Annotated in this window: 17 protein-coding genes; 14 read left to right on the forward strand and 3 right to left on the reverse strand. The window is 68.5% G+C overall.

Annotated features, from left to right (window positions below; genetic code table 11):
- Nucleotides 1-63: 63 nt before the first annotated feature.
- The 3 genes from xylA to D7I44_RS11420 form a co-directional block, all read right to left on the reverse strand.
- On the reverse strand, nt 64-1,257 hold the full coding sequence (gene xylA / locus D7I44_RS11410) for a xylose isomerase (protein ID WP_120789605.1): 1,194 nt from the start codon (nt 1,255-1,257) through the stop codon (nt 64-66).
- Nucleotides 1,254-2,456 carry an endo-1,4-beta-xylanase gene (locus tag D7I44_RS11415; protein ID WP_342768576.1) on the reverse strand — a complete coding sequence of 401 codons (1,203 nt, stop codon included), beginning with the start codon at nt 2,454-2,456 and terminating at the stop codon, nt 1,254-1,256. Before D7I44_RS11415 ends, xylA begins: the two co-directional genes overlap by 4 nt.
- A 188-nt stretch (nt 2,457-2,644) precedes the next feature.
- Entirely contained in the window at nt 2,645-3,679 is a 1,035-nt protein-coding gene (locus D7I44_RS11420; RefSeq protein WP_120789607.1) for a LacI family DNA-binding transcriptional regulator, read from the reverse strand.
- A gap of 178 nt (nt 3,680-3,857) precedes the next feature.
- Between D7I44_RS11420 and D7I44_RS11425 the strand changes: the two genes are divergently transcribed.
- The 14 genes from D7I44_RS11425 to D7I44_RS11490 all read left to right on the forward strand — a co-directional run bounded on the left by D7I44_RS11425 (nt 3,858) and on the right by D7I44_RS11490 (nt 21,544).
- The gene (locus D7I44_RS11425) at nt 3,858-5,153 is read left to right on the forward strand and encodes an ABC transporter substrate-binding protein (RefSeq protein WP_120789608.1); all 1,296 of its coding nucleotides are present in this window, start codon (nt 3,858-3,860) and stop codon (nt 5,151-5,153) included.
- Nucleotides 5,154-5,163: 10 nt separating this feature from the next.
- Nucleotides 5,164-6,189, forward strand: coding sequence for a carbohydrate ABC transporter permease (locus D7I44_RS11430; RefSeq protein WP_120789609.1), 1,026 nt, complete (start codon nt 5,164-5,166; stop codon nt 6,187-6,189).
- Nucleotides 6,189-7,079: a carbohydrate ABC transporter permease gene (locus D7I44_RS11435; RefSeq protein ID WP_120789610.1), complete on the forward strand. Its 891-nt coding sequence runs from the start codon at nt 6,189-6,191 to the stop codon at nt 7,077-7,079. Before D7I44_RS11430 ends, D7I44_RS11435 begins: the two co-directional genes overlap by 1 nt.
- Before the next feature lie 4 nt (nt 7,080-7,083).
- On the forward strand, nt 7,084-9,510 hold the full coding sequence (locus D7I44_RS11440) for a beta-xylosidase/alpha-l-arabinosidase (protein ID WP_120789611.1): 2,427 nt from the start codon (nt 7,084-7,086) through the stop codon (nt 9,508-9,510).
- 439 nt (nt 9,511-9,949) lie between these two features.
- Entirely contained in the window at nt 9,950-11,290 is a 1,341-nt protein-coding gene (locus tag D7I44_RS11445) for an ABC transporter substrate-binding protein (RefSeq protein WP_120789612.1), read from the forward strand.
- An 82-nt stretch (nt 11,291-11,372) separates the two neighbouring features.
- Nucleotides 11,373-12,332: a carbohydrate ABC transporter permease gene (locus D7I44_RS11450; RefSeq protein WP_120789613.1), complete on the forward strand. Its 960-nt coding sequence runs from the start codon at nt 11,373-11,375 to the stop codon at nt 12,330-12,332.
- Complete coding sequence (locus tag D7I44_RS11455) at nt 12,329-13,231, forward strand: carbohydrate ABC transporter permease (RefSeq protein WP_120789614.1); 903 nt, start codon at nt 12,329-12,331, stop codon at nt 13,229-13,231. The genes D7I44_RS11450 and D7I44_RS11455 overlap by 4 nt, the downstream gene beginning before the upstream one ends.
- The gene (locus tag D7I44_RS11460) at nt 13,209-15,332 is read left to right on the forward strand and encodes a GMC family oxidoreductase (protein ID WP_120789615.1); all 2,124 of its coding nucleotides are present in this window, start codon (nt 13,209-13,211) and stop codon (nt 15,330-15,332) included. The genes D7I44_RS11455 and D7I44_RS11460 overlap by 23 nt, the downstream gene beginning before the upstream one ends.
- Nucleotides 15,329-16,360 (forward strand): LacI family DNA-binding transcriptional regulator, encoded by a 1,032-nt coding sequence (locus tag D7I44_RS11465; protein ID WP_120789616.1) that lies wholly within the window; start codon nt 15,329-15,331, stop codon nt 16,358-16,360. Before D7I44_RS11460 ends, D7I44_RS11465 begins: the two co-directional genes overlap by 4 nt.
- A gap of 152 nt (nt 16,361-16,512) precedes the next feature.
- Complete coding sequence (locus D7I44_RS11470) at nt 16,513-17,637, forward strand: Gfo/Idh/MocA family protein (RefSeq protein WP_245980295.1); 1,125 nt, start codon at nt 16,513-16,515, stop codon at nt 17,635-17,637.
- A 25-nt stretch (nt 17,638-17,662) separates the two neighbouring features.
- The gene (locus D7I44_RS11475; RefSeq protein ID WP_120789617.1) at nt 17,663-18,667 is read left to right on the forward strand and encodes a sugar phosphate isomerase/epimerase family protein; all 1,005 of its coding nucleotides are present in this window, start codon (nt 17,663-17,665) and stop codon (nt 18,665-18,667) included.
- 27 nt (nt 18,668-18,694) lie between these two features.
- Entirely contained in the window at nt 18,695-19,411 is a 717-nt protein-coding gene (locus D7I44_RS11480; protein ID WP_120789618.1) for a ThuA domain-containing protein, read from the forward strand.
- Entirely contained in the window at nt 19,408-20,508 is a 1,101-nt protein-coding gene (locus D7I44_RS11485; protein WP_120789619.1) for a Gfo/Idh/MocA family protein, read from the forward strand. Before D7I44_RS11480 ends, D7I44_RS11485 begins: the two co-directional genes overlap by 4 nt.
- A 22-nt stretch (nt 20,509-20,530) precedes the next feature.
- Nucleotides 20,531-21,544, forward strand: coding sequence for a LacI family DNA-binding transcriptional regulator (locus D7I44_RS11490; RefSeq protein WP_120789620.1), 1,014 nt, complete (start codon nt 20,531-20,533; stop codon nt 21,542-21,544).
- Nucleotides 21,545-21,634 lie beyond the last annotated feature (90 nt).

The following is a 21,634-nucleotide window of genomic DNA, read 5'->3' on the forward strand; positions in this document are numbered from 1 at the left end:
AGCGCGTCGGCGGCAATCAGGCTGCCGCCGACGCGCTCGCGGCTGAGAGCCGCACTGCGGCTCTCAGCCGCGAGCGCCGAGCAGGTGCTCGGTGGCCAGCTGCTGGATGCGCACAAAGCCGAAGCCCTTGCCGCCGAGGTAGGCCTCGGTGTCGAAGTCCTCCCACGCGGTGCGGTCGGCCTTGAGCGAGTCGATCGTCTCGCCGTCGTTGAGCGTGTTCTTCTCGAGCTCGAACACCTTGGCGGCCTCAAGGGCCTCCTGCACCTCGGGGTCGGCGCGGAAGGCCGCGGCGCGCTCCTTGAGCAGCAGGTAGGTCTGGATGTTGGCCTTGGCCGAGTCCCACACGCCGGTCTCGTCCTCGGTGCGGCTCGGCTTGTAGTCGAAGTGGCGGGGGCCGGTGTAGGCCTGGCCGCCGTTCACGCCGCCGTTCTCGAGCAGGTCGACGAGGGCGAAGGCGTTGTGCAGGTCGCCGTGGCCGAACGCGAGGTCCTGGTCGTACTTGATCGAGCGCTGGCCGTTGAGGTCGATGTGGAAGAGCTTGCCGTGGTACAGCGCCTGCGCGACACCCGAGGTGAAGTTGAGGCCCGCCATGGTCTCGTGGCCGACCTCGGGGTTGAGGCCCACGAGCTCGGGGTGCTCGAGCGAGTCGATGAACGCGATCGCGTGGCCGAGCGTCGGCAGCAGGATGTCGCCGCGGGGCTCGTTCGGCTTCGGCTCGATCGCGAACTTGATGTCCCAGCCCTGCGAGAGGACGTAGTCGCCGAGGAAGTCGACGGCCTCCTTGTAGCGCTCGAGCGCGGCGCGGATGTTCTTGGCGCCGTCGTACTCTGCACCCTCGCGGCCGCCCCACATGACGAAGGTCTTGGCGCCGAGCTCGACACCGAGCTCGAGCTGACGCAGGATCTTGCGGATCGTGTAGCGGCGTACGGCGCGGTCGTTCGAGGTGACGCCGCCGTCCTTGAACACGGGGGCCGAGAAGGTGTTGGTGGTGACCATCGGAACGATGAGGCCGGTGTCGGCGAGTGCCTTCTTGAGGCGGCCGATGTAGGCGTCGCGCTCCGAGTCGCTCGAGCCGAACGGGAACAGGTCGTCGTCGTGGAAGGTCAGGCCGTAGGCGCCGACCTCGGCGAGCTTCTCGACCACGTGCTCGATCTCGAGGTGGTTGCGGGTGGGGCCGCCGAACGGGTCGGTGCCGTTGTAGTTCACGGTCCACAGACCGAACGAGAACTTGTCCTCGCGGGTGGGGGTGAGAGTCATCGTGTTTGCCCTTCAACTTCCATGGTGAGGTGGACAGTTTGATTTTGTTGTTGCGATAAACATATCGCGGATCGAGCAGAAGTTCCAGCGGGGGACACCTCGTAATCGCCTGCGAATCCCCGCAGGCCGAAGCGCCCGTCCGCATCCGTTCTCACGGTCGTCGCCGGCAGCCACCACTCGTCCTTGATGAGCGAGTGCAGCGCGTCGTAGCCGGGCTTGGGCGAGCCGTCGGCGCGAACGAGGCCGATGGGGGCGCCGAGCCACGCCCCGGCATCCGTGATGCCCCAATAGGTGATCGCCTCGACCTGCGGGTGCCCGACCAGCGAGCGGTAGTGGCGCGCGAGCTCGTCGGCCTGCCGCGCCTCGCCCTCTTCGGTCGACGGCCACGACGGAATCCGATAGTCGTTCAGGTCGCGGATCTCGGGCGGCATCAGGTGCCCTGAGACGAGCGACGACTCGGTCAGGTGCAATGGCAGCCCGTAGCGCGCGAAGCGATCGACCATCGCGAGCATCGTGTCTTCGCCCCAGTAGCCCTGATGCATGTGGGTCTGAAGCCCGATGGCATCGATCCGGATGCCTGCCTCGAGCACCCCTTCGATCAGGCACTCGTACGCGCTCGACAGGTCGAAGTCGTTGAGCAGCAGCGTCGCGCGCGGGTTGGTCGCCTGCGCCTCCTCGAAGGCCATGCGGATCATCGCGATGCGCCCCTTGGCGCGCGCGAGCGGTGTGATCGCGTTGTCGCCGTTGTCGAACACGGGCATGATCACGACCTCGTTGATCGCGTCCCACGTGTCGATCAGACCCGCGAAGTCGGCCACCTCGCGGCGGATGCGCTCGCGCTGCAGCCGCTCGACCTCATCGAGCGGCCTGCCGAGCAGCCAGTCCGGCTGCACCGTGTGCCAGACGAGCGGATGCCCCTTGAGCGACACTCCCCGATCGTGCAGGTACTGCGCCGTGTTCCGCAGTCGAGCGGTGTCCGGCGCGCCCTCGCTCTGCTCGAACCGGCCCCAGTAGAACGGGAGCGTCGCCCAGTTGAACAGGCTCGTGTACAGCTCGGCGAGCTCGGCATCGCCCGCCTTCGGCGTGCCGTTCGCGAGCTCGATGAAGTCGAAGCCGATGTTGCCGAATCCGAAGGCATGCCGCGTCTGTGCGACGGTCACCCCGGCGTCGGCGATCGGATTCCCGCTCTGGTCCGTCAAGGTGACGACCGCTTGCCCGAGACGGTGGCTCGGCTGGCTGGCTCGGCTGGACGCGAACTCCATCGGCGGTCGTCGACTCCTCATTGCAATGTCGAACTGCACTTTCGGTGCGCGCTGACCGTATCACCGGCTGGCGACGTCAGAAAGACCCGTCGGTCCCGGCCCCCGAGATCTTCCTCAGGCGGCTCTCACCGAGAGCGCGGCGGCGCCGTGCTGTCGCGCACGACGAGCGAGCCGAGCAGGTGCTCGTGGCGCCGCCCGCTCTCGTGGCCGGACAGCAGGTCCAGCAGCATCCGGAACGCCTCGGCGCCCATCTCGTGCAGCGGCTGCGCGAAGGTCGTGAGGCGCGGCTCGGATCGGCCGGACTCGGGGATGTCGTCGAAGCCGATGATCGACACGTCCTGCGGGACGCGCAGGCCGAGCTCCTTCGCGGCCGCGATCGCGCCGAGCGCCGACAGGTCATTTCCGGCGAAGATCGCGGTCGGCGGGTCGGAGCGCTCGAGCAGTTCGAGCGTGCGCTCGCGGCCCTCTTTGCGGCGGTACTCGCCGTCGACCACGAGCTCGGGATCGAAGGGGATGCCGGCCGCTTCGAGCGAGGCGCGGAAGCCCTGCTCGCGCAGGTGGGACGACTCGAGGTCTGCACGGCCGCGCAGGTGCGCGATCCGCGTGTGCCCCAGCGACAGCAGGTGGTCGGTGACGGCGCGGGCGCCGCCGGCGTTGTCGGAGTCCACCGTCGCGGGGCCGCCGCGACCCGTGTGCGGGTCGATCGCGACGACGGGCACAGAGGTCTCGGGCATGAGCACGGTCGGGGTCACGAGGATCGCACCGTCGACAAGGGTGCCGGCGAGCCGTGAGAGCGAGCGGCGCTCCCAGCCGTCACGCGGCGAGTCCTCTGCCCAGCCGGCGTAGGCCAGCAGCTCGTAGCCGGTGCCGTGCGCGGCCGCCCCGATGCCCTTCAGCAGCTCGGCCGAGTACGGCTCGAACTCGGTGATGAGCACGCCGATGACGTTGGTCTTGCTGCGGCGCAGGCTCGCCGCGATCAGAGACGTCTCGTAGCCGAGCTCGTTGACGATGCCCATCACGCGCTCGAAGGTCGCGGGGGCGACGCCGTAGCGGCCGTTCACGACTTTGGAGACGGTGGCGACCGAGACGCCGGCTGCGCGTGCGACGTCGGTGATGGTCACCCGTCCCAGAACGGGCGGGACACCAGCATCCACGCTCATAGAAACAAACCGTACCGCAGTCTGAGAGCCGTTCTCAGCAACGGCGAGTAGGGATATAAAACGTTATCGACAACGTTTGACAAACGAGGTCGAGATCACGGATGCTTTTAGCCGCGGTCGCAACAAATTCCGCAAAGTCACCACAGCGTCAACGACGACAACACAAGGAGTTTCCACAATGATGAGGAAAGCAACGGGCGCGGCGGTTGTCGCGCTCGGTCTGGGCGTCGCCCTTGCTGCCACCGGCTGCGCCGGCTCCGGCAGCAACAGCGGTTCGTCCTCCGACGGCGGCAAGGTCACCTTGACCGTCTGGGACAACTCGACCACGGGCCCCGGCGCGCAGTACTTCTCGGACGCGGCCAAGGCCTTCGAGGCGGCCCACCCGAACGTGACCGTCAAGGTCCAGTCGATCCAGAACGAGGATCTGGACGGCAAGCTTCAGACGGCGCTGAACTCGAACTCCGCGCCGGACATCTTCCTGCAGCGCGGCGGCGGCAAGATGCAGGCCATGGTCGACGCAGGCCAGATCCAGGCGATCGACCTGTCCTCCACCGCCAAGACCGACGCCGGCGCCGCCGCACTCGCCGGCGAGTCGATCGACGGCAAGGTCTACGCCGTGCCGCTCGACTTCCTGCCCGAGGGCATCTACTACAGCCAGGACCTGTTCAAGCAGGCCGGCATCACCGAGACCCCGACGACCATCGCCGAGCTCGAGGCCGACGTCGCCAAGCTGAAAGGGATCGGCGTCGCGCCTATCGCCGTCGGCGCCAAGGACGCATGGCCCGCCGCGCACTGGTACTACAACTTCGCCCTGCGCGAGTGCAGCCAGGACGTGCTGAACAAGTCCGCGAAGAGCCTCAAGTTCGACGACAAGTGCTGGAACACCGCCGGCGACGACCTGTCGTCGTTCCTCAAGACCAACCCGTTCAACGACGGATTCCTCACCACCGCCGCCCAGCAGGGCGCGGGCTCCTCGGCCGGCCTGCTGGCCAACCACAAGGCCGCCATGGAGCTCATGGGCGGCTGGGACCCGGGAGTGATCGCGTCGCTCACGCCTGACCAGAAGCCGCTGCCCGACCTCGGCTGGTTCCCGTTCCCGTCCGTTGACGGCGGCAAGGGCGACCCGACCGCGCTGCTCGGCGGCATCGACGGCTACTCCGTCTCGAAGAACGCCCCCAAGGAGGCGACCGAGTTCCTCGAGTTCCTCGTGACGAAGGACCAGCAGGAGGCGTACGCGAAGGCCTTCAACTCGATCCCCGTCAACAAGGACGCGCAGGAGGTCGTGACCGACCCCTACAACGTGTCGGCGCTGCAGGCCTTCAACAAGGCGGCCTACGCCTCGCAGTACCTCGACACCCTGTACGGCCAGAACGTCGGCAACGCGATGAACACCGCGGTCGTCAATCTGCTCGCCGGCAAGGGCAGCGCGTCCGACATCGTCAAGGACACCAACGCAGCAGCAGCGAAGGGCTGAGTAGCAACACATGAGCAACACCCTGGGTACTGACACGACCGTCGTCGACGGCCGCCAGTCGCAGGGCACCTCAGAGGTGGGGGGCGCGCACACCGCGTCCCCCACCTCGCCGCGAGCGGCCAGGCGCCGCTCCGGTCGGGGCCGTATGCGACTCGAGATCGCGGTCCTGTCGGGCCCCGCGATCATCGTCTTCCTGGCGTTCGTGATCTTCCCGGTCGCGCTCGCCGCCTATTACGGCTTCTTCCGCTGGCACGGCTACGGTCCGGCCACCGACTTCGTCGGCCTGAACAACTACAAGCTGATCCTCACGGATCCGGCGTTCCACTCGGTGCTCTGGCACAACCTGCTGATCGTGGTGCTGTCCCTGGTCATCCAGGGCCCGCTGTCGATCATCCTGGCCCTGCTGCTGAACCAGAAGATCCGTGGCCGCGGCCTGATCCGTGTGCTGATCTTCGTGCCCTACGTGATCTCCGAGGTCATCGTGGGCACCGGCTGGAGCCTGATGCTCCAGAGCAACGGCGCCGTGAACGACTTCTTGCACTCCGTCGGCCTGGGCGGCATCGCCGCCGACTGGCTGTCGGATCCGAACCTCGCCATCTGGTCGTTGATGGGCATCATCTCGTGGAAGTACATCGGCTTCGCGGTGATCCTGATGCTCGCCGGCCTGCAGTCGATCCCGGAGGAGCTGTTCGAGGCCGCGCAGATCGACGGGGCGTCGTACTGGCAGATCCAGCGGCGCATCACGCTTCCGCTGCTCGGCCCGACCATCCGCATCTGGGCGTTCCTGTCGATCATCGGCTCGCTGCAGCTGTTCGACCTCGTGTACATCATCTGGGGGCAGTACATCGCCTCGACCGCTGGGGTGTCGACCATGGCGACTTACATGGTCGGGCAGGGCCGCAACGCTGGCAACTACGGCTACGGCAACGCGGTCGCCGTGGTGATGTTCCTGATCTCACTGATCATCGCGCTGGTGTATCAGCGCTTCGTCCTGCGCCGTGACCTTCAGGGCGCCGTCACCGAGGGAGTCAAGTGATGAGCGCCACGACCGCCGCCGCGCCCGTCAAGGCGGGCAAGAAGCCGGGGCGTTCCGCCGAGCGCGAAGCGCCGATGAAGTGGGGGAACCCGGGAACGTACTTCATCGCGCTGCTGTTCATCGCCGTGACCCTGGCCCCGGTGCTGTACATCGTGGTCGGCGGCTTCCGCACGAACTCGCAGATCACGACGAGTCCGGCGGGCCTCCCGCACCCGTGGGTGTTCAGCAACTACGTCAACGTCCTGACCTCGACGACGTTCTGGGGCGAGTTCGCGAACTCCGCCATCGTCGCGATCGTGACGACCATCGGCACCGTCGTGCTCGGCGTGATGGTGAGCTTCGTGCTCGCCCGCTACGAGTTCAAGGGCAAGGGCGCGGTGTACTCGCTGTTCGCCGCAGGGCTCATGTTCCCGCTCGTGATCGCGATCACCCCGCTGTACATCGTGATCAAGGACCTCGGCCTGATCGACAACCTGATGGGCGTCGCCATCCCGCAGATCGCGTTCGCGCTGCCGACCACCGTGATCATCCTGGTGCCGTTCCTCAGGGCGATCCCGAACGAGATCGAGGAGGCCGCGTCGATCGACGGCGCGAGTCGCCTCGGCTTCTTCTTCCGCATGGTGATCCCGCTGTCGCTTCCGGGCGTCGTGACGGTCGGCATCCTCGCCTTCATCGGCGCCTGGAACAACTACGTGCTGCCGTTGTTCATCCTCAACTCCCAGGGGAACTTCACCTTGCCGCTCGGCGTGCAGGCCTTCTCGTCGCAGTATTCTCAGGACACGGCGAAGGTGCTCGCGTTCACGTCACTCTCGATGCTTCCTGCGCTGATCTTCTTCTCGATCTTCCAGCGCCGCATCGTCGGAGGCCTGACGGGCGCAGTAAAGGGCTAAGACCATGACCACCACCACCGGCGGCGCTCCCGCCGCGATGCCGCACGTGTCCGACCGGGTTGCAGCGCTCCACGCGCAGATGACCCTCGAAGAGAAGCTGGCACAGCTCGTCGGCTACTGGCTCGATCAGAACGGCGTCGTCGCGCCCATGCAGAGCGAGATGTCGGCCGGCCAGAAGGGCGGCGAGCAGCTCTCCGACATCACGAAGGACGGGCTCGGGCAGTACACGCGCGTGTACGGCACCCGTCCCGTCGAGCCGGCGGAGCGCGCCGCGTGGCTGTGGAACGAGCAGCGTCGCCTCAAGCGCGAGACGCGCCTCGGCATCCCGGCACTCGTGCACGAAGAGTGCCTCACCGGCCTCGCCGCCTGGCAGGCCGCGACGTTCCCCACCCCGCTCGCCTGGGGCGCGTCGTTCGACCCCGAGCTGGTCGAGCAAGTGGGCCGCATCATCGGCGACTCGATGAAGCAGCTCGGCGTGCACCAGGGCCTCGCGCCCGTGCTCGACGTGATCGCCGACCCCCGCTGGGGCCGTGTCGACGAGTGCATCGGCGAAGACCCGTACCTGGTGGGCACCGTGGGCACGGCGTACGTGAAGGGGCTGCAGTCGGCAGGCATCCACGCCACCCTCAAGCACTTCGTCGGCTACTCGGACTCGCGTGCCGGGCGCAACCACGCGCCGGTCTACGCCGGCCCGCGCGAGATCGCCGACACGTACCTGCCGCCGTTCGAGATGGCGATCGCCGACGGCGGCGCCAAGTCGGTCATGAACGCCTACGTGGACGTCGACGGCGTGCCGATGGCCGCCAACACGCCGCTGCTGACGGACGTGCTGCACGACAAGCTCGGCTTCGACGGCGTCGTGGTCGCCGACTACTTCGCCGTCGCGTTCCTGCAGGTGATGCACGCCGTCGCGAAGGACCGCGGCGAGGCCGCGGCGCTCGCTCTCGAGGCGGGCATCGATGTCGAGCTGCCGACCGGTGACGCGTATCTCGAGCCACTGGCCGCGCGCATCCGCGCCGGCGAGTTCGACGAGGCCTACGTCGACCGCTCGGTGCTGCGGGTGCTGCGGCAGAAGGAGGAGCTCGGCCTGCTCGAGCCCGACGCCTACGAGGACGAGCCGCCGACGGACATCGACCTGGATTCGCCCGAGCACCGGCGCCTCGCGCGCACACTCGCGCAGGAATCCGTCGTGCTGCTCAGCAATGACGGCGTGCTGCCGCTCGCGGACGGTCCTGCGCGCGCCAAGGTCGCGGTAATCGGCCCGAACGCCCACCGCGCCGAGGCGCTGCAGGGCTGCTACTCATTCGCGAACCACGTGCTCGCGCATCACCCGCAGTTCCCGCTCGGCTTCGAGATCCCGACCGTGTTCGAGGCGCTGCCGCAGGCATTCGAGGGTGCCGGGCTCGATGTGCCCGAACTCTCCTTCGCAGTGGGCTCTGACAACGAGAGCGACGACACCTCGGGCTTCGCAGAGGCGACGGATGCGGCGGCAGGCGCGGATCTCGCCATCGTCGTCGTCGGCGACCAGGCCGGGCTGTTCGGCCGCGGCACGGTCGGCGAGGGCAACGACACCGAGTCGCTCGACCTGCCGGGTGTCCAGCGTCAGCTCGTCGAGGCCGTGGTCGCCACGGGCACGCCCACCGTGCTCGTGCTGCTGACCGGCCGCCCCTATGCGATCGCGTGGGCGTTCGACGGGGACTCCGCCCCTGCCGCCGTGCTCCAGGCGTTCTTCCCCGGTGAGGGCGGCGGGCTCGCGATCGCCGACGTGATCACCGGCGCGGCGAACCCGTCCGGTCGCCTGCCGGTCTCGCTTCCGCGCTCGACGGGCGCGCAGCCGTACACCTATCGCCACCCGATCCTCGGCGGTCCCTCCGACGTCACCTCGACCGATTCGACGCCGCTGCGGCCGTTCGGCTTCGGGCTCGGGTACACCTCGTTCGCGTACGAGGCGCTCGAGGTGCAGGAATCCGTCGCAGCGGGCGGTGTGCTCGAAGCATCCGTCACGGTCACCAACACCGGTTCGCGTGCCGGGGCCGACATCGTGCAGCTGTACGGCCACGATGTGATCGGCACGGTGGTGCGACCCGTCGAGCAGCTCGTGGGCTACGCGCGCGTCGAGCTCGAGGCCGGCGAGTCCAAGCGGGTGACCTTCAGCGTGCCGACGACACGGTTCGCATTCACCGACCGGAGCCTGACGAAGATCGTCGAGCCGGGCGACGTCGAGCTCTGGGTGGCCGCGCACGCGGGCATCTCGAAGGTCGACGACACGGCCGTGGGGGATGCCACGGGCGGCGGCATCACCAGCGAGAAGAAGGCCGTCGTGCGCAAGCTCGCAGGCGAGGCGACTCCGCGTGCCGTGGTCGCCATCACGGGCGAGGCCTACCCCGTCACGGTCGCCGACGCGCGCCTGGTAGGAGTCACGATCGTCTGAGCGCATCTTTCTGCGCGAGCCGGGTCCGACATGGTCGGTCCCGGCTTTCGCATTCCCAGGGCAACTTCGCGTCACAGCTCGGTATCGATGCCGTGCGATAGTTTTCGCGATCTGAGTTGGAAAGCTTCGCTTCGGTCACGATTTCCTGTGAGCGTCGAGGGCCGAATACCCACGTCCGGGGGGCATTTCGGGGTCGGTTTACTGAACCGGTTAGCCTCAATTCTAGTGAATTTGGCTCTGATCGGGGATTTCTCTGCTGAACGGAAGCGATTGGCGGGATTCGGTCGCCCTCGCGACGTGCCGATCGTCTCGATTGACATCGCATCAGGCGCAAGGTAGGAATTACAGCGTCACTCTTGACACCGAGGCCTGCTCGGAAATTTTTTGTTCAAGGAAGAGCAAAAGTCCCGCGCTTTAGACGGGACGGAAGGATCGACCGATGGCACAGCAGTCGGGCGCCGCGTTCACGCGTCGCACTTTTATCGGAGTCGCAGGCGGGGTCGCAGCTAGCACCCTTCTCGCGGCGTGCAGCCGCGCCGGCAACGGCGGTGGAGGCGGAAGCGCCTCCGGCGGCAAGCTCAAGTTCTGGAACATGCCGTGGGGCACCCCGGCGTTCCTCGCCGAAGACAAGCGGATCGTCGCTGGGTGGAAGTACAAGGACTTCACCGCCACGTACCAGCAGATCCAGTGGGCGAACTTCACCACCCAGTTCGCGACCGGCGCGTCGTCGAACACCGGCCCCGCAGTCAGCTCGGGCGGTGGCACCACCTCCGTGCTCTATGCGCACGACGGCAAGATCCAGTACCTGGACGACCTGATCGCGGGCAAGTGGACCGACAACGGCATCAAGGACGACTTCCTGCCGGGCCTGCTCGACGCGCTGAAGACCGACAAGGGCACCACCGGCGTTCCCTACAACCTCGACGTGCGTCCCGCTTGGTACAACAAGACGCTGTTCGACCAGTACGGCCTTCAGGTCCCGACCACGTGGGACGAGTACAAGACCGTCTGCGCCACGCTCAAGACCAAGGGCATCTACGGCCTCGGCCTCGGCTCGGGCTCGGGCAACAACATCGGCTTCCACGCGATCACGGGCTTCCTGATCAACAACGGCGGCGGCTGGTTCAACGACAAGCAGGAGCCGGACGCCGACACCGACCGCAACGAGGAGGCGCTGGACTTCTTCCTCGAGCTGGTCCGCAGCGGTTACTCCGACCCGGCCGCGTCGAGCTACACCAACGCCAACGTCTACACCCAGTGGCAGAACCACAAGATGGCCTACGGTTGGGACACCGCCGGCCTCAGCGTGAACGTCACCGGCGCCGTTCAGAAGGAGGTCGCCGTCGCGACCCCGCTCACCGCCCCCCACGGCGACAAGGGCTTCCTGTACTTCCCGAACCCGATGATGACGTGGAACAACACGCCGTCGAAGGACGCGAACCTGGACCTGCTCACGTACTACTACCAGAACATGAAGACGCTCTGGACCAAGAAGACCGGCATCGGCCTTCCCCCGCTGAAGTCCATCTCGGACGACCCGGCCATCGCCGGCGACCCGAACAACAAGGCGATCATCGACAACTGGGTGACCCCCGGCGTGTTCAAGACCTGGGGCGCCCCGGGCAACACGGGCATCTTCTACAACGTCGCGAACACCGTTGACGGCACGGCGCCGACCTACACTTTCGCCCAGAAGGTGCTGACGCCGACCGACAAGACGTCGGCCAAGGACCTGCTCACGCAGTTCCAGACCACGCTCGAAGGTCTGATGAAGAAGTAGTTCATGTGAACAGCGGGTGGGCCCAGAACAGGGCCCACCCGCGTTTGCCTGTTACTGGATAGCACCGAAAAAGGAGTACTGAATGTCGACCGAGACCGTCAGCGACGCCCCGAACAGGGCGCGCCACGGCGTAGGGGTGAGCGGGTCCGGGAACGCGCCGGGCCGAGCCAAGAAGCGTGGCAAGGCGATCAAGTTCACCGGCACGTTCCTGGCGTTCGCGCTGCCTTCCGTCGTGCTGCTGCTGCTGCTGAATCTCTACCCGCTCATCTATGCGGCCTGGCAGTCGCTGCACTTCGGCGATCTGGTCAGCCAGGGCGACTTCGTCGGGCTCCAGAACTACGTCGACGTTCTGACCTCGCGCGACTTCTGGGACACGGCCGGCTTCACCCTGATCTTCACGGTCGCCGGCGTCTTCGGCAGCTGGGCGGTCGGACTCGGTCTCGCGCTGCTGCTGCGCACCCGCATCCCCCTGAACGGTCTGTGGAAGGTGCTCCTCCTTCTGCCGTGGATCGTTCCGACGGTCGTCTCGGCCACCTCGTGGAACTGGCTGCTCGCGACGCCGCAGTCGCCCGGCGTGATCTTCGCCCACGCGATCGGCCTCGGGAACGTGCTGTTCCTCGCCGACCCGACGCTCGCCAAGGTCACGGTCTGCGTCTTCAAGGTGTGGATCAGCTTCCCCTTCATGATGATGATGATGAGCTCGGCGCTCGCGTCGGTCGACACCAACGTCTACGAGGCGTCCAAGGTGGACGGTGCCGGCACCTGGCAGACCTTCACCCGCATCACGCTGCCGATGATCTCTCGGACCACCTACATCAGCTGGATCCTGATGACGATCTTCTGTGTCAACGACTTCCCGACCGTCTTCCTCCTCCTCGGCCAGGGCGGCCGCGCGAACACGCTGGTCGTGCAGGCCTACGAGTCCGTGTTCTTGAACAACCAGGTCGGGCCCGGTGTCGCGACCGCATTCATCATGACGATCGTGCTCGTGGTCGTCTCGGTGGTGCTCTACCGCCAGATTCAGAAGGTGAACATCGAATGACCACCGAAGCGAACGACCTCGGCCACGTCGCCAGGGGCACCCTCCAGGTCGGCGTCACCGCCACCACCCGACGCCGCGGCTCACACGACCCCGCCGAGCGGGGCAAGTGGTGGCGACTTCTCGTCGTCCTCGTGATCACGGCCGTCGTGGTCATCCCGATCGTCTCCGTGTTCGTGCTGTCGGTGACACCGTCGCTCAACACCTCGGCTGCCACGGGCCTCACCCTCGGCAACTTCACCTACGTCCTCCAGAACTCCGAGGTCATCACCTGGCTCGAGAACAGCCTGATCATCGCGGCCGTCACGGTGGTCGTCTGCGTGGTCATCGCGTCGCCCGCCGGCTACGTGCTCTCTCGCGGGCGCAACCGCCTCGTGTCCAGCTACGCGCTGATCCTGTTCGTCGTGCAGTCGCTGCCCGTCGTGACCGCGGTCATCCCGCTGTACATCCTGTTCTCGAACCTGCACCTCGCCGACACCCTCGGCGGCGTCATGATCATCTACGTCGGCTCGACCATGTCGGTCGCGATCTGGATGATGGCGGCGTACTTCGACTCGATCCCGATCAGCCTCGAAGAGGCCGCCTGGATCGATGGTGCGAGCGTCTTCGGCAGCTTCACCCGCGTCGTGCTGCGCAACTCGCTTCCCGGTGTGCTCTCGACCGCGATCTTCGCGTTCCTGCTGGCCTGGAACGAGTACCTGGTGGCGCTCGTGTTCCTGCGCACCGACCTCAACTACACGCTGACCGTCGGTCTGAACACGTTCTTCCAGCAGAACTCCACCGACTGGGGAAGCGTCATGGCCGTCGCGGTCATCATGATGCTGCCGCCGATCATCGTCTTCGCCGTGCTGAACCGGTACTTCAGCGTCGGCGGCATCGGTGGGTCGCTCGCAGGTCGTTGAGAACGTGGGCAGCGACGATCGGGAAAGGATCGTCGAAGACCGTGCGCTCCGCGCCGCGGTCGACCGCATCATCCCCGCGGATTCCTGGCCGGCAGGCTGGGCCGGGGGAGTCGCCGAATACCTGAGGGTTGCAGGCCGGGAGCCGCTGGACGCGGCTCCCGGCCTCGCCGCCCTCGGCGTCCGGCTCGACACGAGCGCGGCCGCCGCACGGCCGGGGTCCGGCTTCGCCGACCTCGCACCAGAAGAACAGGACGAGATCCTTCGGGAGATCGAAGGGGGCGCGGGCAGCGACGCCTTCGCGCAGCTGCGGCGCATCGCCTATGAGGGCTTCTACGCCGCGGATGCGCGGCGGAGCGACCCCGTAGGCCTCGGCATGATCGGGTTCCGTCACGTGCCCGAGGGCACACAGATCGTGGAGCCCGAGCTTCCAGACGGCCTCGACGTGGCATCCGTCGCCGGTCACTACGACGCCGTCGTGATCGGCAGCGGGCCGGGCGGCGGTGTCGCGGCGCAGGTGCTGGCGCAGGCCGGCAAGTCGGTGCTGCTCCTCGAGCGCATGCCCGCGGTGCCGAACCGGCTGCTCCGCAACGATCACCTGCACGACAAGCGGAACGCGGTGTATTCGGTGCGCGTCGGGCCCGGCCCGCAGCATCCGCGAATTCATGTGCCGGGCCGGGAGGCCAATCTTCGCGCACAGGAGGACAGCGCCGGCGACGAGTTGGTCGACGGCACGGGCGACGCGGGCCGCTACGGCCTCAACGCCGACGCGTTCGGCGGCGGCACCCGCATCTGGCAGGGCATGGCCTGGCGGTTCATGCCCGAGGACTTCCGGATGCGTGCGCTGTACGGCAACCCGGAGGGTGCGAGCCTCGCCGACTGGCCGATCAGTTACGACGAGCTCGAGCCGTTCTACACGCGCGCCGAGTGGGAGCTCGGCGTCGCGGGCGAAGAAGGCGCGCTGACGCGCCGGATGCCGCGCACGAAGGGCTACCCGATGCCGCCGTTCGGCACGGAGCCCGCACGAGAGCTGCTCGCCGCCGCAGCCGACCGGCTCGGCTGGGGCTGGGGCCCCATCCCGCTCGCGCTCAACAGCGTCGAGCACGAGGGCCGCCCCGCGTGCGTGCGCTGCGCGCAGTGCGTCGGCCACGCGTGCCCCGTGAACGCGAAGAACGGCGCGCACAACACCTTCATCCCGCGCGCGGTCGCCACCGGCAACTGCCGGGTGCTGTACGACGCGGAGGCGATCGAGGTGCGGGATGCGCCGGGTGGGGCATCCGTCGTCGTCATGGCGAACGCGAGCACCCAGCCCGTCGAGCTGACCGTGCGCGCCGATGTCGTCATCGTGTCGGCCGGCGCGGTCGAGACGCCGCGGCTGCTGCAGGCGAGCGGGCTCGGCAACGACGAGCTGGGTCGGAACATCCACGATCACCGCGCCGTCACGGTGCTCGGAACCGTCGACGAGAAGGTCAAGAACTTTATCGGCCCCGGGCATTCGATCGCGACGCTCGACCACGTGCACTCGCCGAGCGTGCCGTGGGGCGGGGGCGTGCTCGTCGACCTGATGAGCCTGCTGCCCCTGACGAGCGCGCTCGCGCCGTCGCCCGACGTGCCCACGTGGGGCGCCAAGCACAAGGAGTGGATGCGCGAGGGGCGCGCCCATTCATTCGGGGTGTTCGCGATGGGGCAGGAGATTCCGCTGCCGACCTCGCGCGTGTCGCTCGCGGACGGCGTGCTCGACCGCTGGGGGAAGCCGGGGGCGCGGCTGCGGAAGGACGTGCACTGGGCCTCGCAGGAGGTCGAGACCGGGCTCGCGCGCGAAGGCGCCGCGTGGCTCGAAGCCGCAGGCGCTCGCGAGGTGCGACGGCTGGTCGGCACCGCGACCGCGTCGGCCGCCGGCGAGCACAGCTGCGGAACCGCGCGCATGAGCGACGACCCGGCGACGGGGGCGACCGACCGGTTCGGGCGGCTGTGGGGAGCGCGCCGCGTTGTGGTGTGCGACTCGTCGCTGCACCCGACCAACGGCAGCGTGAACCCCACGCTCACCATCGTCGCGAACGCGTTCCGTGTCGCGACCCACCTCGTCGAGGAGTGGCCGGCATGACCCGCTCCGCCGCAACCCTCACGCGCATCGCCGAGTCGGCAGAGGTCTCGCCGTCGACCGTCTCGAAGGTGCTGAACGGCCGCTCCGGCGTCTCAGCCGAGACCCGGGCGCGCGTCGAGCAGGCGCTGCGCACCCATGGCTACCGGCAGCCCGCCGATCGGCGCCGCCAGCCGTTCATCGAGCTCGTCTTCGAGCGGGTCGAGACGGCGTTCGCGATCGAGATCATCCGCGGTGTGCAGCGGGCGGCGGTGTCGCGCGGGCTGAGTGTGGTGCTGAGCGAGACGGGCGATCGGCACACCCCGGGGCCCGAGTGGCTCGCGCAGGTGCTGCAGCGCCGCCCCGCCGGAGTGGTGCTCGTGTTCAGCGACCTGCCTGCCGATGCGAAGCAGCGGCTGGCGTTGCGCGGCATCCCGTTCGTCATCGTTGACCCCGCGGGCGACCCGGCACCCGATGTGCCGTCTGTGGGCAGTGCGAACTGGTCGGGCGGCGTGCTCGCCGCGCGCCACCTGCTCGAGCTCGGCCACCGGTCGATCGCCGTGATCGGCGGCCCGCAGGACATGATGTGCTCGCGCGCTCGCCTCTCCGGGTTCCGCGCGGCGCTCGACGAGGCCGGCGTCCCGTTCCGATCGGACGCGCTGCGCTGGGGCAACTTCCTGCGCGAGGACGGGCTGAACTTCGGTCGCGAGCTGCTGCAACTGCCGGACCGGCCGACGGCGATCTTCGCGGGCAACGACCTCACCGCGCTCGGTGTGCTCGAGGCGGCGCGGATGCTGGGGCTGTCGGTGCCCCGCGACGTGTCCATCGTCGGCTATGACGACCTCGAGATCGCGAGCTGGTCGGGGCCGCCGCTCACGACGATCCGGCAGCCGCTCGCCGAGATGGGCGAGCAGGCCGCGCTGCTCGCGCTCGACGCGCAGGGCGGTGCGGTGCGCGCCGCGCGGGTCGACCTCGCGACGACGCTTGTGGTGCGCGAGAGCACGGCGCCGCCGCTCGTGCGCGCGGGAGAAGCGACGGTTCCGCGGGCGTAGTTCGACCCGCGGAAGCAACGTTTCACCCGCGCACGCGAAAAGCGGAATTTGCGAAACTCTCTGTCCAGAGTGCGATATGTTTCTCTGAGACGAAGGAGTCTTCTGTGACCTCAACACCCACCCTGCACGTCGCGCTGATCGGCACCGGCTTCATGGGAGCCGCCCACAGCCAGGCCTTCCGCGTCGCCCCGCGGTTCTTCGACCTGCCGTTCCACCCTGAGATGACCGTGATCGTCGGGCGCGACGCCGCGAAGACCCAAGCCGCGGCCGAGAAGCTCGGCTGGGCCGAGGCATCGACCGACTGGCGCGAGGTCGTCGCGCGCGACGACGTCGACCTCGTCGACATCTGCTCGCCCGGCGACAGCCACGCAGAGATCGCGATCGCCGCACTTCAGGCGGGCAAACACGTGCTGTGCGAGAAGCCGCTCGCGAACACGGTCGAGGAGGCGAGGGCGATGGCGGATGCCGCGCGCGATGCCGCCGCCCGCGGCATCCGCTCGATGGTCGGCTTCTCATACCGCCGCGTGCCCGCGCTCACCTTCGCGCGCGAGCTCGTGCAGGCCGGCCGTATCGGCGAGGTGCGCCAGGCGCGCGCCGCGTACCTGCAGGACTGGCTCGTCGACGAGAACGGCCCCATGACGTGGCGGCTCGACAAGAAGCTCGCCGGCTCGGGCTCGCTCGGCGACATCGGCGCGCACGCCGTCGACGCGGTGCAGTTCATCACCGGGCAGAGCGTCGAGCAGGTCTCCGGCCATCTGCGCACCTTCGTCACCGAGCGGCCGCTGCTTGCCAGCGGAGTCGGGCTGTCGGGCACCGCCTCCGACGAACGCGGCACCGTCACGGTCGACGACGCCGCCTGGTTCACCGGGCAGCTCTCGGGCGGCGCGGTCGCGAGCTTCGAGGCGACGCGCTACGCCACCGGCCGCAAGAACGGGCTCAAGATCGAGATCTTCGGCTCGCGCGGGGCGATCGTGTTCGACCTCGAGAAGATGAACGAGCTCGAGTTCTACGACGGCGCCGATGCCGCCGGCGAGCAGGGCTTCCGCCGCATCTTCGTCACCGAACCCGAGCACCCCTACGCCGCCGCATGGTGGCCGACGGGGCACGGCCTCGGGTACGAGCATCCGTTCTCGCACCAGGTGCGTGACCTGATCTTCGACATCGCGGAAGAGCGCGCGCCGTCGCCGTCGTTCGACGACGGGCTGCAGGTGCAGCAGGTGCTGGACGCGGTCGAGCGGTCATCCGCCGACAGCGCCCGGTGGACCACCGTTTCCTAGCCCGAGCACTCGAAGGAGAGAAGCCATGGCACGACCTGTCACCCTGTTCACCGGCCAGTGGGCCGACCTGCCGTTCGAGGAAGTCGCGCGGCTCGCGGGCGAGTGGGGCTACGACGGCCTGGAGATCGCCTCGTGGGGCGACCACCTCGACCCGAACCGCGCCGCCGTCGACGACGACTACGTCGCCGACCGGCTCGCGATCCTCGAGAAGAACGGCCTCAAGGTGTTCGCGATCTCGAACCACCTCAAGGGCCAGGCGGTCTGCGACGACCCGATCGACCAGCGCCACCGCGACATCCTGCCCGACTCGGTGTGGGGCGGCGGCGACCCCGAGGGCGTGCGCCAGCGCGCCGCCGAAGAGGTCAAGAACACCGCGCGGGCCGCGGCCCGCCTCGGCGCGAAGGTCGTCACCGGGTTCACCGGCTCGTCCATCTGGAAGTACGTCGCGATGTTCCCGCCGGCCTCGCAGGCCATGGTGGACGCCGGCTACCAGGACTTCGCCGACCGCTGGAACCCGATCATCGACGTGTTCGACGAGGTCGGCGTGAAGTTCGCGCTCGAGCCGCACCCGTCCGAGATCGCCTACGACTACTGGACCACCAAGGCGACCCTCGAGGCGATCGGCCACCGCGAGTCGTTCGGCCTCAACTGGGACCCGTCGCACATGGTCTGGCAGGACCTCGACCCCGTCGGGTTCCTGTGGGACTTCCAGGACCGCATCTACCACGTGCACTGCAAGGACACGAAGAAGCGCCTCAACGGCCGCAACGGCCGACTGTCCTCGCACCTCGCCTGGGCCGACCCGAGGCGCGGCTGGGACTTCATCAACACGGGCCATGGCGACGTGCCGTGGGAGGACGCCTTCCGCATGCTCAACGCCATCGGCTATGAGGGTCCGCTCTCGGTCGAGTGGGAGGACGCCGGCTTCGACCGGCTGAAGGGCGCCCCAGAGGCGCTCGCCTTCGTCCGCGAACATGCGATCGAGGCATCCGCCACCGCATTCGACGCTGCATTCAGCACCAAGAACTAAGAACCAACAACTAAGGAATCAAGAGATATGACGCAGCGCAACGCGCTCATCGTCCGCGGCGGCTGGGACGGCCACGAGCCGGTCGAGACCACCGACTCGGTCATCCCGTTCCTCGAGGAGCACGGCTTCCGGGTGCGGGTCTCGGAGGGGACCAGGGTCTATACCGACTTCGACTACCTCGACACCGTCGACCTCATCGTGCAGATCAACACCATGAACTCGATCGAGAGGGGCGAGTTCGCCGGCCTCAGGCGCGCGGTGCTGAACGGCACGGGCCTCGCCGGCTGGCATGGCGGCATCGCCGACTCGTACCGCGACAACGCCGACTACCTGCACATGATCGGCGGTCAGTTCGCCCACCATGCGGGCATCGCACCCGAGCTGCGCACCGGCGAGCAGTCGGACAACTACCTGCCGTACACCGTGAACATCACCGAGTACGGCAGGTCGCATCCCATCACTGCAGGGATCACCGACTTCGAGTTGCACACCGAGCAGTACTGGGTGCTGTCCGACGAGTACAACGACGTGCTGGCCACGACGACGCAGGCGGTGCGGCCGTGGGATGCCTGGAATCGGCCCGTCACCGCGCCCGCGATCTGGACCCGCCAGTGGGGCAAAGGCCGCATCTTCGTCTCGGCCCCGGGGCACAAGCTCGAGATCGTCAACGACCCGAACGTGCGCACCATCATCGAGCGCGGGCTGCTGTGGGCGGCGCGCGGCTCTGAGGCGGTCGCAGCATGAGCGCGGATGCCTCGCCCGAGGTGCTGCGCGTCGGCGTGATCGGCGTCGGTGTGATCTCGAAGCAGTACTTCGACAGCCTGCCGAAGCTGCCGAATCTTCGCCTCGTGGCTGTGGCCGACCTCAACGAGGCCCGGGCAGCAGAGGTCGCCGCCGAGCAGGGCGTCGTCTCGCGGACGGTCGACGAGCTGCTCGCCTCCGATGACATCGACGCGATCATCAACCTCACGATCCCGGCGGCGCACGTCGAGGTCGGCCTGCGCGCGCTCGCCGCGGGCAAGCACGTGTTCGCCGAGAAGCCGCTCGGGCTGTCGACGGCCGAGGCTGCGCCGCTGATCGCGGCACAGACGAACGGCCTGCGCGTCGGAAGCGCGCCGGACACCGTGCTCGGCACCGGCATCCAGACCGCGCGCAAAGTCGTCGACGACGGCACCATCGGCGAAGTGCTCGGCGCGTCGGTGCACTGGTCTGCGCCGGGGCATGAGCGCTGGCATCCGGCCCCTGCTTTCTATTACCAGCCGGGTGGCGGGCCGCTCTATGACATGGGGCCGTACTATCTGACCAGCCTCGTGCACCTGCTCGGGCCGGTCGCGCGCGTCTCGGGCGTCGCGCGGCGGTCGGCGCGCGAGCGCACGATCGCCACCGGGCCGAACGCGGGCACCGTGTTGCCGGTGGACGTCGACACGCACATCACGGCGCTGCTCGAGCATGCGTCGGGCGTCGCCTCGACCGTGACCGTGAGCTTCGAGGTGTGGGCGACGCGCTCGCCGCTGTTCGAGGTGTACGGCTCGCTCGGCACGCTCGCTGTGCCGGACCCGAACCGGTTCTCGGACGCCGTCGAGGTGTTCACGGCCGAGTCGGGCGAGTGGGCCGTCGTGCCGGAGTCGGCGGGCTATCGGGATGCCGGGCGCGGCTACGGCCTCGCCGATCTCGCCGCGTCGATCACCGCGGGCACCCCGCATCGGGCGTCGGGCGAGCTCGCGTTCCATGTGCTCGACATCATGGAGTCGATCCTCACGGCATCGTCTGAGGGGCGCGTCGTCGAGCTCTCGAGCACCGTCGAGCGCCCGGCGCCCGTGCCGCTGTCCGACACGCCGTAGGCCGGGCCCTAGGATCGCGGACATGACCGATTCGAGCGAGCGCGCGACCCTGTCGCGCATCGCCGACGAGGCCGGGGTGTCGCTGTCGACGGTGTCGAAGGTCTTGAACGGGCGCACCGGGGTGTCGGACACGACCCGGGCCCAGATCGAGGGGTTGCTGCACGGGCACGGCTACAACCGCCGCGGCACCGCGCAGTCGTCGTCGCTCATCGAGGTCGTGTTCGGGCAGCTCGGCACGGAGTGGACGCTCGAGATCATCCGCGGTGTTGAGCGCGTCGCGAAGGAGAACGGGCTGTCGGTCGTCGTCACTGAGAGCGGCGACCGGCATGCGCCCGCGCCCGACTGGATCGAGGGTGCCCTGGAGCGCCGGCCCGTCGGGGTGGTGCTCGTGCTGTCCGGGCTGCCCGAGGAGTCGCGGCGGCAGCTGCGCGTGCGGAACATCCCCTTCGTGATCATCGACCCGGCCGGCGACCCGCCGCCCGACGTGCCCGCGATCGGCGCCGCGAACTGGACGGGCGGCACGCTCGCCGCCCGTCACCTGCTGGAGCTCGGGCACCGGCGCGTCGCGGTCATCGCCGGGCCCGACGACATGCTGATGTCGCGCGCTCGGCTCTCGGGTTTCCGCTCTGCGCTGGATGCCGCCGGGGTGTCCGTGCCCGTCGAGTATCTGCGGGCCGGTGACTTCGACATTCAGAGCGGGCTCGCCGAGGGGCTCGCCCTGCTGTCGCTGCCCGAGCCGCCGACCGCGATCTTCGCCGAGAGCGACCTGCAGGCGCTCGGCGTGTACGAGGCCGCGCGTGAGAAAGGGATCGCGATCCCCGTCGAGCTCTCGGTGGTCGGATTCGACGACCTGCCCGTCGCGGCCTGGGTGGGCCCGCCGCTCACGACCGTTCGACAGCCGACGGCCGACATGGCCGAGCAGGCGACGCGGCTCGCGCTGCGGCTGCGCGAGCGCTCTGCGCAGGACCACCTGCGCATCGACCTCGCGACCCAGCTGGTCGTGCGGGGCTCGACGGCCGCGCCGCGGAATCCGTAAGTAGGCGTTCGCACGCGGCTCCGCACGCGCGCAAGGCTGTCGCCCGTTCGCTCGCGCGCATCTGCCTGGCGGAACCACTTCTTCGCGCGA

This window comes from Gryllotalpicola protaetiae (assembly GCF_003627055.1).
Classification (GTDB): Bacteria; Actinomycetota; Actinomycetes; order Actinomycetales; family Microbacteriaceae; genus Gryllotalpicola; species Gryllotalpicola protaetiae.